Below are 14,399 nucleotides of genomic sequence, written 5' to 3'. Positions count from 1 at the left end.
AGACAGGAGAAGTCAGATGGTTGATCGGCCTGCCGATATCGGGGTCTATGGTCTCGGGACGATGGGCGCCAATCTCGCGCTCAACATCGCCGAGAAGGGCTTCAGGGTGGCGGTCTTCAACCGCACCGTCGAGAAGGGCTTCGCCCTGCGCGACGACAATCCGGGCATCGGCGACAATGTCGTGCCGGCCTCGACGCTGAAGGAATTCGTCGCCTCGCTGAAGAGCCCGCGGCTGGTGCTGTTCATGGTCCCGGCCGGCAAGATCGTTGATGACGAGATGGCCGAGGTGGCGCCGCTGCTGTCGCCGGGCGACGTGATGATCGATGCCGGCAATGCCGATTTCAACGACACGGTCCGCCGCTCGCGGGATGTCGAGGGCACCGGCCTCAACTTCGTCGGCATGGGCGTGTCGGGCGGCGAGCTCGGTGCGCGCCACGGCCCCTCGATCATGGTCGGCGGGGCGAAGGACACCTATCCGCAGCTCGAGCCGATCCTGACCAAGATCGCGGCGAAATACGAGGGCGCGCCCTGCGTCGCATGGCTCGGCCCGGACGGTGCCGGCCATTTCGTCAAGACCATCCACAACGGTATCGAATATGCCGACATGCAGATGATCGCCGAGATCTACGGCATCATGCGCGACGGCATGGGGATGCAGGCGGACGCCATGGCGGCGATCTTCGCCGAGTGGAACAAGGGCGGCCTGTCCTCCTATCTGATCGAGATCACCGCGGTGAATCTCGCCGAGAAGGACCCGGAGACGGGCAAGCCGCTGGTCGACCTGATCGTCGACGAGGCCGGCCAGAAGGGCACCGGCCGCTGGGCGGTCATCGAGGCGCAGAAGCTGGGCGTCGGCGCCACGACCATCGAGGCCGCGGTTTCGGCGCGTGGCGTCTCCTCGCGCCGGTCCGAGCGGGCCGAGGCGAGCCGCCTTTATGCCGGCATCGCCACCGAGGCGGCGGACTTCTCCGGCGAGGCCGCCGGCATCGCCGAGCTGGAGCAGGCGCTGGAGACGGCCAAGATCATCGCCTACGCCCAGGGCTATGCCACCATGGCCTCGGCCTCGGAGGAGTTCGGCTGGAACCTGCCGCTCGGCACCATCGCCGAGATCTGGCGCGCCGGCTGCATCATCCGCTCGCAGTTCCTCGACGACATCGCCGGCGCCTACGAGACCGGCGGCGTGGTCAATCTGTTGCAGTCGCCGGCCTTCATCGGCCGGGTCGAGGCGGGGCAGACGGCGCTGCGCAAGGTCGTCGCCAAGGCGTCCATGGCCGGCATCCCGGTGCCGGCGCTGTCGGCGGCGCTCGCCTATTTCGACGATTATCGCCGGGCGCGGGGCACCACCAATCTGACCCAGGCGCAGCGCGACCTGTTCGGGGCCCACACCTTCCACCGGCTCGACCGCGACGGTGTCTTCCACCATCGCTGGCCGGCGGTCTAATCCGGCCTAGCTGCCGTTCACCAGCGGCAGCCAGACGACCAGCGCGAGGAGCGTCGCCAGGAGCACCGGCGGCGTGATGACCAGCCCGACCTTCATGTACTGGCCCCAGGTGATGCGATGTCCCTTGGTGGCCAGGACATGCAGCCAGAGCAGCGTGGCGAGGCTGCCGATCGGGGTGAATTTCGGCCCGAGATCGTTGCCGATCACATTGGCGTAGATCATCAGCTCCTGGGTCAGCGGCGCGACCTCGGCCCGGTCGATGGCCAGCGCCCCGACCAGCGTCGCCGGCATGTTGTTCATCACCGAGGCGAGGATGGCGGCGGCAAAGCCGCTGCCCACGGTCGCCACGAGATTGCCCTGCTGGCCGAGCCAGACCAGGAGGCCGGCGGCCAGATCCGTCAGGCCGGCATTGCCGAGGCCGTAGACCACCAGATACATGCCCACCGAGAACAGGACGATCTGCCAGGGCGCATTGCGCAGGACCCGGCCGATCGGCACCACCGCCGCGTCCTTGCCGATCCAGCGGCCGGCAATGGCCAGCAGCAGCAAGGCCGCGGCACCGGTGACGAAGGCGATCGGCACGTCAAACGGGCCGGTGACGAAATAGGCGACCAGCAGCAAGCCGAGCAGCGGGAAGGCGGCGCGGAACACCAGCGGGTCGCGGATCGCCGAGCGCGGCGCTTCCAGCTCCTCCACCGGATAGGCCGCCGGGATCGCACGGCCGTAATAGACCCACAGCACCGTCAGCGTCGCCGCCAGGGCGACGAGATCGACCGGCACCATGACCAGCGCGTAGCGGTTGAAGCTGATGTCGAAATAATTCGCCGAGACGATGTTCACGAGGTTGGAGATGACCAACGGCAGGCTGGTCGTGTCGGCGACGAAGCCGGTGGCGACGATGAAGGCCAGCGCGGCCTCGGGGCGGAAATCGAGCCGCACCAGGATCGCCAGCACGATCGGCGTCAGAAGCAGCGCCGCGCCGTCATTGGCGAAGAAGGCGGCAATCACCGCGCCGAGCAGCACGACAAGCGGGAACAGCCGCCGTCCGTTGCCGCCGCCCCAGCGCGCAACGTGCAGCGCGGCCCAGTGGAAGAAGCCCGCCTCGTCGAGGATCAGCGAGATGACGATCAGCCCGACAAAGGTGAAGGTCGCGTCCCAGACGATGTCCCAGACGACGCCGAGATCGGCAAGATCGACCACTCCCACGGCCAGCGCGACCGCCGCGCCGCCCAGCGCGCTCCAGCCGATGCCGAGGCCCTTCGGCTGCCAGATGACGAGGATCAGGGTGGCGAGGAAGATCGCGAAGGCGAGCATGGCAATGTCCGGGACGGGGAGGGAGAAAGCTCAGATCGAGCGCTGGTTGACCCTGAGGGAGACGGCTTCCGCGCTCTCCACGCGTTCGGAATAGCGATCGGTCAGATAGTCCGACCGGCCGCGCACGAGATGGGTGAACTTCACCAGTTCCTCGCACACGTCGACGATGCGGTTGTAATAGGCGGACGGCTTCATCCGTCCGGCCTCGTCGAACTCGTTGAAGGCCTTGGCCACCGACGACTGGTTGGGGATCGTGACCATGCGCATCCAGCGGCCGAGAATACGCATCTGGTTGACCGCGTTGAAGGATTGCGAGCCGCCCGATACCTGCATGACGGCCAGCGTCTTGCCCTGGGTCGGCCGCACGCCGCCGAGCGACAGCGGCAGCCAGTCGATCTGCGCCTTCATGATCGCCGTCATCGCGCCGTGACGCTCCGGGCTGACCCAGACCATGCCCTCGGCCCACATGGCGAGATCGCGCAGCTCCTTCACCTTCGGATGGGAGGGCTCGGCACCGTCGGGCAGCGGCAGGTCGCGCGGATCGAAGGTCTTCACCTCGCAGCCGAACCAGCGCAGCAGCCGGCCCGATTCCTCGGAGACAAGGCGCGAATAGGAGCGCTCGCGGATCGAGCCGTAGAGAACAAGGATCCGCGGCGCGTGGGCCGGACCGTCCGGCCCGGCCAGCGCCGCGACATCGGGCCGTTCCAGCTGGTCGGCGGCGATGTTCGGCAGGTCGAAGGGCGTTGCAGGCTCATCCGTCATGGTAGTGTTCGCTTCCTTCGATCACCACTTCGCCGTCCTCCTTGGTGAACAGGCCGATCTCGGGATCCGGCAGGATCTCCAGAACGGTCTCCGACGGACGGCACAGTCGGGCGCCCTTGTCGGTCACCACGATCGGCCGGTTGATCAGGATCGGGTGTTGCATCATCGCGGCGAGAATCTCCTCGTCCGACAGCTTCGGGTCGTCGAGCCCGAGCTCGGCATAGGGCGTGCCCTTTTCGCGCAGCAGGTCGCGCGGCTTCATTTTCATCATGTCGAGGAGCTCGATCAGCGTCTCGCGGCTGGGCGGGTTCCTCAGATATTCGATGACCTGCGGCTCCTCGCCGGACTGGCGGATCATGGCGAGGGTGTTGCGCGAGGTGCCGCAGTCGGGATTGTGATAGATCGTGACGGTCATGGGGCCTCTGCTGGCTGGGGAGCGGTCGCCGTCGTCCCCTCCAACCGGCCAATGGCACGGATCTCGGCGGTCAGGCTGCTGCGCTCGAGCGTTTCAATCGGCAACGCCGTGAAGACGGCGATGCGATTGCGCATGTAATGCAGCGCACGCAGAAAGGCAGCGCGCTGCCACATTCCGCCGCGTGTTTCCGCCGCCGGATCCTCGATGCCCCAATGCCCGGTCATCGGCTGGCCCGGCCAGACCGGGCAGGATTCGCCGGCCGCGTCGTCGCAGACCGTGAAGACGAAATCCATCTTCGGCGCGCCCGGCTCGGCGAACTCGTCCCAGGTCTTCGACCGCAGCCCCTCGGTCGGATAGCCATGCTCGGCCAGGAGCTCGAGGCTCATCGGGTGGACGTCGGGCCTCGGGAAGCTGCCCGCCGAAAAGGCGTTGAAGCGCCCGCCGCCCTCCTTGCGCAGGATGGCTTCGGCGAGGATCGAGCGGGCGGAATTGCCCGTACACAGGAACAGCACGTTGAACGGATCGGACCGGGTCATCGGCAGGCCTCCTCTGTCCCGCAGGCGGGCACCAGCGCGGCAAGGTCGCCGCAAAGCTCGGGCCGGCCGCCGCAGCAATCCTCGGTGAGGAAGCCCAGCAGGCCGCGCATCTCGTTGTAGCGGACGGCATAGAGGATGCGCCGTCCGTCCCGCCGCGAGCCGATCAGCCCGCCGCGCTCGAGGGCGGCGAGGTGAAAGCTCATCCGGGTGGGAGCCGCGCCGAGACGCTCGGCGATCACGCCGGACGGCAGTCCCTTGGGGCCGGCCTGCACGAGGGCACGGAAGGCGGCGAGGCGGTCGGCATGGGCGAGGGCGGCAAGCGCCGCGACGGCTCTGTCTTCATCCATGCTGCAATACTACAAGGATATTTGTAGCATGCAAGCGCGCCCATGCAGCCGCCCGCCGCGTGGTGCCCGCAGCGGCGTCGTCTCGCGGCGGCCGTTCGGTCAGTCGCCGGGGTCGGGGATCTTCAGGAGCTGGCCGCAGGCCTTGCAGTGAACGGCGTCGGGGTCGTGGCGCTGCAGGCCGCAATTGGGGCAGGGATAGTCGACCTTGTGCGGCCGGAAGATCGCCTGCGCCAGCCGCACGAACAGCGAGATGCCGATGATCATGATGACCACCGAGGTCAGCTTGCCCCAGCTGCCCGGCAGGGTGATGTCGCCGTAGCCCGTCGTCGTCACCGAGGCGACGGTGAAATAGAGGGCGTCGAGATAGCCCTCGAGGCCCGAACCTTTCCGAAAGAAGGTCGTGTAGACGAAGCCCGTCGCCAGGAACAGGAAGGTGATCAGATTGACCATCGCCCGGGCGAGCTGCTCCCAGTCCCGGTGGCCCCAGCGCCGCAATGGCCGCCACAGGACGCCGCTCTGGGAGATCGACCACAGCCGGACGATTCGCAGGAAGCCGAAATTGATCAGCGTGTAGGGAAACAGCAGCGTCGCCAGGATCACCAGATCCAGGAGCACGAAGGGCTGGCGCAGCCATCTGAGCGGGTTGCGGGCGGCAAAGCACCGCGCCGAGACGTCGGCGGCGAGAATCGCGGCGACCGAATAATCGACGAAGAGGAAGGACGGATTTTCGCGCAGGATCGGGCTGAAGACGAAGAAGGCGATGATCGCCATGTCCACCGACAGCACCGCCATCTGGAAGCGCAGGGCATTTCGGGTATGACCGTGATAGAGGCGGCGCAGGCGGACCCGGGCACGGGCGATCCGGGTCTTGAGCCGGCGGCGGTGCCAGCCATGTGCAGGACGGGCGGATTGCAGCATTGCGGCCGATCGTTGGGTCCGGGAGGGTGCGTCGCGCGGATCGGCCGGAGTGCCGTTCCGATGTCCGAGGTAGCGCGGCAGGCTTCAGGAGTACAGGCAATGAGCGACGACGTGGCGGCCCCGAGGATCGCGATCACCTATTGCACCCAGTGCCAGTGGCTGCTGCGGGCGGCCTGGATGGCGCAGGAGCTGCTGTCGACCTTCGGCCCGGATCTGGGCGAGGTGGCGCTGGTACCGGGCACCGGCGGGGTCTTCGAGATCCGCTATGAGGGCGAGACGATCTGGGAGCGCAAGGCCGATGGCGGCTTTCCCGAGGCCAAGATCCTGAAGCAGCGGGTGCGCGACCGGCTCGATCCGGCCCGCGACCTCGGCCACAGCGACCGCTGACGGGGCGGGGCCGCTGCCGGCCCCGCGCAGCTCGGACGGCCCGGCGGGTCAGCTGACGGCGACGGTCACCTTCTTCGGATCAAAGGCGACATGGCCGGCGATCTCGGCGACGCCGGCATGGGGCGTGTCATAGGCCCAGACCGCGTCGTCGGCGGCCTGCGCCTCGGCGGTGATCGACCAGTAGCGGGCCTCGCCCTTGAACGGGCAGGTCGTGCGCCGGCCGCTCTCGCGCAGATAGGCCATCTCCACCCGGTCCTTGGGGATGTAGTAGACCGGATCGTAGCCGGTCTCGTGCAGCACCAGCGCCTTGTCGGTGGAGGCGAGGATGGCGCCGTGGAAATTCACCACGACGGAGCCGGCGGCCGGCTCGATCCGGATTCGCTCGCGGGTACGCTGTTCGGTGTCTGTGGTCATCGGGCTTCTCCAATTGCAGGGATCGGCAAGGAAAAGGGGCCCGCGGCAGGGCCGTTCCGCGGCTGCGGCGAAGCGTCCGTATCGGCATCCGTGCCGGGACGGGCGCCCGGCACGGAGTTTCGGCCGCGCCCTAGAGCGCGAGTTGCAGATGCGGCCGGCCGTCCGAGGTCTTCTCGGTCGTTGCGCCGGTCGCATCCACGGTGACGGTCACCCGGCGCCGGAACGCCGAGAAACTGTCGAAGGCGACGACGTCCACCGGTGTGTCGAACTGGATCGAGGCCCGGTAGCGCCCGCTCTTCGACAGAGCGTGCAGCGCGACGAGTTCGCCGGTGAAGTCGTGGCCGAGATAGCGGCCGGCCACCGTCGAGCCGATGGTGAGATCGGCGACAGAGCGGCCACGTGCGGCCAGCGCATTCAGCGTGTTCCAGTCGCGCACGCCGTGCTGGCGCGCGACCAGCTCCAGGGCGGCGCTGTGGCTGAGGTCGTGTCCCGTATCGGCCAGTCCGGCGCGCAGGCGTCTCGCCTGGGCCTTGTAGTCGGTGGCGGTCGGGGTGTGGGGCATGCCGGTCATCTGCTGAACCTTTCGAGGTCGTCGCATGCGGCGTCTTGAAGTCGGGGCTCGCGATTGCCGTCAGGCCGCATGCCAACGTGAAATGGCGTCACGGATGATCGGAAAGGGAATTCACCACGGCTTTTGCCCGCGAGCGGCAGGCTCCCTCGGCCCGCAGCACAGATGGAGGGTCGCGGCCGCAACGTCAAGCGCGGCGATGCCGGCGGCACCCGCGGGACGGGTCATGGTGGCGCGCGGCGGCCGGCGGCGTTACAGAAGCGGCAACGCAGGAAGAGGACGAAGCCATGCGCGCCCAGCCCAACGGATCCCATTACATTGACGGCGGCTATGTCGAGGACGAGAGCGGCGAAGCCTTCGCCAGCATCTATCCGGCCACCGGCGAGACCATCGCCGAACTGCATGCCGCCACCCCGGCCCTGATCGAGCGCGCCATCGCCGCGGCCAAGAAGGGGCAGGCCGTCTGGGCGGCGATGACCGGCGCCGAGCGCGGCCGCATCCTGCGCCGTGCCGCGGCGATCATGCGCGACCGCAACGAGGCGCTGTCGGAGCTGGAGACGCTCGACACCGGCAAGGCGCTGTCCGAGACGCTGGTGGCGGACGCCGCCTCGGGCGCCGACGCGCTGGAATATTTCGGTGCGCTCGCCGCCGACATCACCGGCGACTACATCGATCTCGGCGGCTCTTTCGCCTATACGCGGCGCGAGCCGCTGGGCATCTGCGCCGGCATCGGCGCCTGGAATTACCCGATCCAGATCGCCTCCTGGAAGGCCGCCCCGGCGCTGGCCTGCGGCAATGCGATGATCTTCAAGCCCTCTGAAGTGACGCCGCTGACGGCGCTGAAACTCGCCGAGATCCTGTCCGAGGCGGGCGTGCCGGCCGGCGTCTTCAACGTCGTGCAGGGCATGGGCCCGGTCGGCGCGGCGCTCGCCGGCCATCCGCAGATCGCCAAGGTGTCGGTCACCGGCTCGGTGCCGACCGGCGCGCGGGTGATGCAGGCGGCGTCGCAGACTACCAAGCATGTGACCCTGGAGCTCGGCGGCAAGTCGCCGATCGTGGTCTTTGCCGATGCCGATCTCGATGCGGCGGTCTCCGGCGCGATCCTCGGCAATTTCTACTCCACCGGCCAGATCTGCTCGAACGGCACCCGCGTCTTCGTCGAGCGCTCGGTGCGGGCCGCCTTCGTCGAGAAGCTGGTGGCGCGCACCAGGGCGATCACCCTCGGCGACCCGATGCGGGTGACCACCGATCTCGGCCCGCTGGTCTCGCGCGCCCAGTACGAGAAGGTGCTCTCCTATCTGGAGATCGGCCGGCAGGAAGGCGCGACGGTCGCCTGCGGCGGCGGCAGCGCAAAGGTCGACGGCTTTCCCGACGGCGTCTTCGTCGAGCCGACGGTCTTCACCGACGTCACCGACGACATGCGGATCGCCGGCGAGGAGATCTTCGGCCCGGTCATGTGCGTCCTCGATTTCGACGACGAGGAGGAGGCGATCGCCCGCGCCAATGCCAGCGAATTCGGGCTGGCGGCGGGCGTCTACACCCGCGACATCCAGCGCGGCCACCGCGTCGTGGCGAAGCTGCAGGCCGGCACGTGCTGGATCAACGCCTACAATCTGACCCCGGTGGAAATGCCCTTCGGCGGCTTCAAGCGCTCCGGCATCGGCCGCGAGAACGGCCGCGCGGCGCTGGAGCATTACAGCCAGGTCAAGTCGGTCTATGTCGAGATGGGCACCAGCGAGGCGCCCTACTGAGGGAAAGGCCGGTCACGGGACCGTCAGGGCGCAGGCGTTGACTTTCGCCCGCCGCCATTGTTCGGCTGTCTGCATGTGCGGCGAAGCAGCGAGAACCCGGCCCTGATGGCGACAAGTGCGGAGGAAGGCCGGGCAGTGCTGGTGGAACGCCTGCGTGCCGTCGCCGCGGGCGACCGCGGGGCCCTGCAGGCCGTCTATGATCTGACATCGGCGAAGCTTTTCGGCATCTGCCTGCGTATCTTGGGGGACCGCGAGGAAGCCGAGGACGTGTTGCAGGATGTGTATCTGATCATATGGCGCAAGGCCGAGAGCTTCGATGCGGGGCGGGCCAGCCCGATCACCTGGCTGGCGACGATCGCCCGCAACCGGTCGATCGACCGGCTGCGCCAGGTTGGCCCCCGCCGCGCCGACCGGCCGGTGGACGCCGCGCTGGATCTTGCCGACGCTACGCCCGACGCCTTCGAGCTGCTGCATCGCGCGCAAGAGGGGCAGCAGCTCGCCGCATGCCTGGACACGCTGGAAGAGCGCGCCCGCAGCGCGATCACCGCGGCCTTTTTCGGCGGCGCCACCTATGAAACGCTGGCCGGCCATGCCGGGGTGCCGCTCGGCACGATGAAGAGCCTGATCCGGCGCGGGCTGCAGAAACTGAAGGGATGCCTGTCGCAATGACCGCGGCGCAAGACCACGAACGGGACGATGCGGATCTGGCCGCCGAGTATGTGCTCGGCGTCCTGGATGGCGCGGAGCGTCGTGCGGTCGAGCGCCGGGCGGCGACGGATGCCGCCTTCGCGCGTGAGATCGATGCCTGGGCGGAGCGCCTCGGGCCGCTGGCGCAGACGGTGCCGGCGGTGGTGCCGCCCGCCAGCGTCTGGTCCCGCATTGCCGGCGAGATCGACTGGATGACGCGCCGTGCCGCGACCCCGGCGGCGCCGCGCGGCCGCAGGGTTTCGCCGATCTGGCAATGGCTGGGGCTTGGCGGCATGGGGCTCGCCGTCACCAGCCTGGCCATGCTCATCCTGGTCGCCGGCCGCGACATCGCCGCGCCGCCCCAGGCGCCGGGCGGGACGCTGACCGCGACGCTCAGCGCCGATGACGGCACCCCGCTCCTGACGGTGGTGATCGATACCGGCACCGCCGAGGCGACGCTGATCCCCGTGGTCGCTGCGCAGGAGGCGGGCCGGGTGCCCGAGCTCTGGCTGGTACCGCCGGCCGGCGGTGCGCCGCGTTCGCTCGGCCTGATCGACATGACCCATCCCCTGCGGCTGGTTCTCAGCGATCCCGAATATGGCGCCACCGATGCCGCGCTCGCGGTGTCGATGGAGCCGGAGGGTGGTTCGCCCACCGGCCTGCCGACGGGCCCCGTGGTCGCCTCCGGCCCGCTGCATTCGATCTGATCGCCTGACGAAACAAACAGGCCGGCCGACCTCGCGAGAGATCGGCCGGCCTGTCTGCATGTGATCGGAAGCGTCTTGGATCGCCGGTTTCCCGGCTCGGTCAGTCGGTCCGGTGGCCGGGCACGCGCGAACGCGCCCGGCTATTGTTTCTCAGAACTCGTCCCAGCTGTCGGCGACCGGCTTCGGTGCCGCACCGCCGTCGATGGTCCGCAGCTGCGTGACGCCGCGCGACGGCGCCCCGTGGCGATGCGGCTGCGCCCGGCCTTCGCTGCGGCGCGCACCGGCATTGCCGGCACTGGTGCTGAACTTGGCCATGGCATGGGCCAGTTCGTCGGTCTCGTTGGCCAGCGTCTGGCTGGCCGCGGTGGCTTCCTCGACCATGGCGGCGTTCTGCTGGGTCACCTTGTCCATCTGGTCGGCCGCACCCGAAACTTCGCGCAGGCTCGTCGCCTGTTCGCGGGCCGAGGAGGCAATGGTCGAGATGAGTTCGGCCATGGCGCTGACTTCCGTGACGATCTCCTCCAGCGACTTGCCGGAGGCGGTGACCAACTCGACGCCGGTGCCGACCTGCTCGCGGGACGTCGCGATCAGGGTCTTGATCTCCTTGGCGGCTTCCGCCGAGCGCTGGGCGAGGCCGCGCACTTCCTGGGCGACGACGGCGAAGCCCTTGCCCGCCTCGCCGGCCCGCGCCGCCTCGACGCCGGCATTCAGGGCCAGGAGGTTGGTCTGGAAGGCGATCTCGTCGATGACGGAAATGATCGAGTTGATCTTCTCGGAGGACTGTTCGATCTGGCCCATGGCCGCGACCGCCTTGCCGACGACCTCGCCGCCCTTCTGGGCCTTTTCGCGGGCACCGGACGCCACCTGCTGGGCCTTGCCGGCGCCCTCGGCGGTCTCGTTGACCGCCTGGGTGACTTCGCCGAGCGCCGCGACGGTTTCTTCGAGGCTGGCGGCCTGCTGCTCGGTGCGATGCGCCAGATCGTTCGACGCCGTGTTGATCTCGCCGAGACCGGTGCGGATCGAGGCGATGGAGGTCACGACATGGCCGATCGCCTCCTCCAGAGAGGCGACGCTGGCGTTGAACTTGGCCCGGATCGGCTCGAATTCCTCGGCCACCTTGTCCTGCATGCGCACGGTCAGGTCACCGGCCGACAGGCGCTCGAAGCCCACTTCGACGACACCGACAAAGGCCCGCAGGTCTTCGGCCTTGGCATTGTCGAGGGCGGCCTGGCGCTTCTTGGCCTCGTCCTGGCTGATGCGGGTGGCCTCGGCTTCCTCCTCCAGACGCTCCTGGTCGATGGCGGTCTGCTTGAAGACCTGCACGGCGCGGGCCATGGCGCCGATCTCGTCGGCGCGTTCCTGGCCGCGGACCTCGACCGAATGGTCGCCGGTCGCCAGCGTGCCCATGGTCGCGGTCAGGCGCTGGATGGCGCCGCCGAGGGAACGGGCGAACAGCATGAAGCCGAGAAGCGACAGGAGCGAGACGACCAGCGTGCCGACGATGGTGGACCAGAGCGCGGCGCTGCGGCCCGCGGCCATGGCGCTGACGTCGGAGGCAACTTCCAGGACGCCGATATTGGTGCCGGAATAGTTCGTCAGCGGGATCGCGGTGGCCGCGTAGCTGACATTGCCGACATCGGCGATCTTCTCCACCGTGGTGCCGCCATAGACCGTCTGCACTTCCGACAGGTCGAGCAGGCCTTCCGACGCCATGGTCGAAGCCTGGGTGACGAAGCCCTCGTCGGTGAAGATCTTGACGGTGAGCGCGGCGTTGCGGCTCTCGGCAAGGCGCGCGAAATACTGCTCGGTCAGCTTGGTGCCGATATCGACGATACCGACGACGACGCCGTTGCGGATCACCGGAGCCGAGGCGAACATGCTGACGGCGGTGCGGCCCGGCTCGATGCCGGCTGTCATCTGGCCGCCGGCGATCGCCGCTTCCACCATCTTGCGCCGACCGGCGAGCTTGTCGCCGAACTTGCCGGGCTCGTGGATGCGCGCCACGACGGTGGTGTCGGCCTGGCTGAAGGTGATGAGCTGCATCGCGCCCTTTTCGACGATCTCTTCGTAATTACCGCCGTAGCGCGCCAGCAGCGCATCGCGGTCGTTCGCCATCACGAGGTCGGCGACGCCGGGATCGGCAGCCAGCGCCAGCGCAAGGGCCGAGGCGGCGCGCTTCTGGGCCTCGATGTCGGCCATCACGAAGGACAGATCATTGGCCATCTCGGCATGGACATTGGCGTCGTTCATCACCGCCTGGCGATACCAGGCGAGGCCGCCGATCATGCAGCTGGCAAACAGGACGGCGGCAAACCCGTAGGCGGTAATGCGGATCCAGAGCGGTCGTGCGACCTCGGCCTTGGTCTTCATCGTCTCGAACTTCTTTCGCGGGTCTGACGCCTGCCGGTAGTGTCGCGGCGTCGGGAAATGATCATCGGCACACAGGAATTTGATCAACAGCACTTAACAATGTGCGAACGCGCCGCAGTTGCTTTCGATTTGCCCCGAGCCTGACGCAAGGTTGGCGCGGCGAGCGCTGTTCGCGGTCTTTGTAAGCCGGTCGATCAGCCATGGCGCGGGGTCGGCCGATGCGGTAACGCTGCCCCGATGAGCAAGCTCTTTTCCGTCATCTTCCTGCTTTTGATGATCGCGCATCTGATCCGGCCCTTCGGCGTGCCGGGTCTGCGCAAGCGCGGCGATTTCTGGAAGCTGGCGCTTTTGGGCATCTTCGCCTTCATGGCAACGGTGCTGATCCGGCCGCAATAGTTACGCCGCGCCGGCAGACCCCCGGCAGACAAACGCGGCCGTCCCCACACGCCACCTTGACGGATGCCTCGGCGCGGTCGCAACGTCGCGCATGTATCGCGACGAAGGGGGTGGACCTTGCCGGACGATCAGCCGCTCAGCCTGCATGTGCCCGAGCCCGAGGTCCGGCCCGGCGGCACCCCCGATTTCAGCGGCGTGAAGATCGCCCGGGCCGGCACGGTGCGCCGCCCGCCGGTCGACGTCGATCCCGCCGAGATCCGCGATCTCGCCTATTCGATCATCCGCGTCCTCAACCGTTCCGGCGAGGCGGTCGGCGAATGGGCCGGCACGCTGAGCGACGAGGAAGTTCTCGCCGGGCTGAAGACGATGATGCGGGTGCGCGCCTTCGACCGCCGCATGCTGATGGCCCAGCGCCAGGGCAAGACCTCGTTCTACATGCAGTGCCTCGGCGAGGAGGCGATCGCCTGCGCCTTCCGCAAGGCGCTCGGCCCCGGCGACATGAACTTTCCGACCTATCGCCAGCAGGGGCTGCTGATCGCCGACGATTATCCGCTCGTCGACATGATGTGCCAGATCTATTCCAACCGCCGCGACCCGCTGAAGGGCCGGCAGCTGCCGATCATGTATTCGTCCAAGGAACACGGCTTCTTCTCGATCTCGGGCAATCTGGCGACCCAGTTCGTGCAAGGCGTCGGCTGGGCGATGGCCTCGGCGATCAAGGGCGATCACCGCATCGCCGCGGCCTGGATCGGCGACGGCTCGACGGCTGAGAGCGACTTCCACTCGGCCATGGTCTTCGCCTCGACCTACAAGGCGCCGGTGGTCCTGAACATCGTCAACAACCAATGGGCCATCTCGACCTATCAGGGCATCGCCCGCGGCGGCTCCGGCACCTTTGCCGCGCGCGGTCTCGGCTTCGGCATTCCCTCGCTGCGGGTCGACGGTAACGACTATCTGGCCGTCCACGCGGCGTCCAAATGGGCCGTCGAGCGGGCCCGCCGCAATCTCGGCCCGACGCTGATCGAATGGGTGACCTATCGCGCTGCCGCCCATTCCACCTCGGACGATCCGTCCGCCTATCGCCCGAAGGAGGAGAGCGACGCCTGGCCCCTCGGCGATCCGGTCAAGCGGCTGAAGAACCATCTGATTCTCAGGGAAGTCTGGAGCGAGGAGCGCCACGTCCAGGCCGAGGCCGAGATCGACGCCGAGATCCTCGCCGCCCAGCGCGAGGCCGAGACCCACGGCACGCTCCACACCGGCCCGCGGCCCTCGGTGCGCGACATGTTCGAGGGCGTCTACGAGGAGATGCCGCCGCATCTGCGCCGCCAGCGCCAGCAGGCGGGGTACTGACGATGCGCACGGCAGGGCGGAGCGGCCGAGCAGGCC

At 68.2% G+C, this 14,399-nt stretch carries 16 protein-coding genes; 7 read left to right on the top strand and 9 right to left on the bottom strand.

Translation table 11 applies throughout. The features are described from left to right. The first annotated feature begins 16 nt into the window (after positions 1-16). Complete coding sequence (gene gndA / locus H9Q09_RS03260; protein ID WP_024349561.1) at positions 17-1,441, top strand: NADP-dependent phosphogluconate dehydrogenase; 1,425 nt, start codon at positions 17-19, stop codon at positions 1,439-1,441. A gap of 6 nt (positions 1,442-1,447) precedes the next feature. Here the strand turns inward: gndA and H9Q09_RS03255 are convergent, their stop codons facing one another. The 6 genes from H9Q09_RS03255 to H9Q09_RS03230 form a co-directional block, all read right to left on the bottom strand. Then, entirely contained in the window at positions 1,448-2,755 is a 1,308-nt protein-coding gene (locus H9Q09_RS03255) for an arsenic transporter (RefSeq protein WP_187389883.1), read from the bottom strand. Between the two features lie 30 nt (positions 2,756-2,785). After that, positions 2,786-3,517: an arsenical resistance protein ArsH gene (gene arsH / locus H9Q09_RS03250; protein ID WP_187389882.1), complete on the bottom strand. Its 732-nt coding sequence runs from the start codon at positions 3,515-3,517 to the stop codon at positions 2,786-2,788. Continuing rightward, on the bottom strand, positions 3,507-3,932 hold the full coding sequence (gene arsC / locus H9Q09_RS03245; RefSeq protein ID WP_187389881.1) for an arsenate reductase (glutaredoxin): 426 nt from the start codon (positions 3,930-3,932) through the stop codon (positions 3,507-3,509). The genes arsH and arsC overlap by 11 nt, the downstream gene beginning before the upstream one ends. After that, positions 3,929-4,468 (bottom strand): arsenate reductase ArsC, encoded by a 540-nt coding sequence (locus H9Q09_RS03240; RefSeq protein WP_024349565.1) that lies wholly within the window; start codon positions 4,466-4,468, stop codon positions 3,929-3,931. Before H9Q09_RS03240 ends, arsC begins: the two co-directional genes overlap by 4 nt. Beyond that, positions 4,465-4,815, bottom strand: coding sequence for a metalloregulator ArsR/SmtB family transcription factor (locus tag H9Q09_RS03235; protein ID WP_187389880.1), 351 nt, complete (start codon positions 4,813-4,815; stop codon positions 4,465-4,467). Before H9Q09_RS03235 ends, H9Q09_RS03240 begins: the two co-directional genes overlap by 4 nt. 99 nt (positions 4,816-4,914) lie before the next feature. Continuing rightward, positions 4,915-5,733 (bottom strand): potassium channel family protein, encoded by an 819-nt coding sequence (locus H9Q09_RS03230; RefSeq protein ID WP_187389879.1) that lies wholly within the window; start codon positions 5,731-5,733, stop codon positions 4,915-4,917. A gap of 99 nt (positions 5,734-5,832) precedes the next feature. Here H9Q09_RS03230 and H9Q09_RS03225 point away from each other — a divergent pair, with 99 nt between their 5' ends. Further along, entirely contained in the window at positions 5,833-6,120 is a 288-nt protein-coding gene (locus tag H9Q09_RS03225) for a SelT/SelW/SelH family protein (RefSeq protein WP_187389878.1), read from the top strand. Positions 6,121-6,168: 48 nt separating this feature from the next. On the opposite strand, the gene H9Q09_RS03220 is transcribed toward H9Q09_RS03225, so the two are convergent. After that, positions 6,169-6,534 carry a DUF427 domain-containing protein gene (locus H9Q09_RS03220; protein WP_187389877.1) on the bottom strand — a complete coding sequence of 122 codons (366 nt, stop codon included), beginning with the start codon at positions 6,532-6,534 and terminating at the stop codon, positions 6,169-6,171. 130 nt (positions 6,535-6,664) lie between these two features. After that, positions 6,665-7,096 (bottom strand): glyoxalase superfamily protein, encoded by a 432-nt coding sequence (locus tag H9Q09_RS03215; RefSeq protein WP_230789837.1) that lies wholly within the window; start codon positions 7,094-7,096, stop codon positions 6,665-6,667. A 293-nt stretch (positions 7,097-7,389) separates the two neighbouring features. On the opposite strand from H9Q09_RS03215, the gene betB reads away from it, so the two are divergent. From betB to H9Q09_RS03200, 3 genes are all read left to right on the top strand, one after another. Continuing rightward, entirely contained in the window at positions 7,390-8,853 is a 1,464-nt protein-coding gene (gene betB, locus H9Q09_RS03210; protein ID WP_187389875.1) for a betaine-aldehyde dehydrogenase, read from the top strand. Between the two features lie 135 nt (positions 8,854-8,988). After that, entirely contained in the window at positions 8,989-9,522 is a 534-nt protein-coding gene (locus H9Q09_RS03205; RefSeq protein WP_348646266.1) for a sigma-70 family RNA polymerase sigma factor, read from the top strand. Further along, complete coding sequence (locus tag H9Q09_RS03200) at positions 9,519-10,247, top strand: anti-sigma factor (RefSeq protein WP_187389874.1); 729 nt, start codon at positions 9,519-9,521, stop codon at positions 10,245-10,247. Before H9Q09_RS03205 ends, H9Q09_RS03200 begins: the two co-directional genes overlap by 4 nt. A gap of 150 nt (positions 10,248-10,397) precedes the next feature. On the opposite strand, the gene H9Q09_RS03195 is transcribed toward H9Q09_RS03200, so the two are convergent. Continuing rightward, positions 10,398-12,617 carry a methyl-accepting chemotaxis protein gene (locus tag H9Q09_RS03195; RefSeq protein WP_187389873.1) on the bottom strand — a complete coding sequence of 740 codons (2,220 nt, stop codon included), beginning with the start codon at positions 12,615-12,617 and terminating at the stop codon, positions 10,398-10,400. 237 nt (positions 12,618-12,854) lie between these two features. On the opposite strand from H9Q09_RS03195, the gene H9Q09_RS03190 reads away from it, so the two are divergent. Together H9Q09_RS03190 and H9Q09_RS03185 are read left to right on the top strand one after the other, a co-directional pair. Next, positions 12,855-13,013, top strand: coding sequence for a hypothetical protein (locus H9Q09_RS03190; protein ID WP_169513616.1), 159 nt, complete (start codon positions 12,855-12,857; stop codon positions 13,011-13,013). 117 nt (positions 13,014-13,130) lie between these two features. Beyond that, complete coding sequence (locus H9Q09_RS03185) at positions 13,131-14,363, top strand: 3-methyl-2-oxobutanoate dehydrogenase (2-methylpropanoyl-transferring) subunit alpha (RefSeq protein ID WP_187389872.1); 1,233 nt, start codon at positions 13,131-13,133, stop codon at positions 14,361-14,363. Positions 14,364-14,399: the final 36 nt, after the last annotated feature.

The sequence above is a fragment of the Aurantimonas sp. DM33-3 genome, from assembly GCF_014334315.1.
Taxonomy (GTDB): domain Bacteria; phylum Pseudomonadota; class Alphaproteobacteria; order Rhizobiales; family Rhizobiaceae; genus Aurantimonas; species Aurantimonas coralicida.
This window is presented reverse-complemented; position numbering and strand designations above follow the sequence as displayed.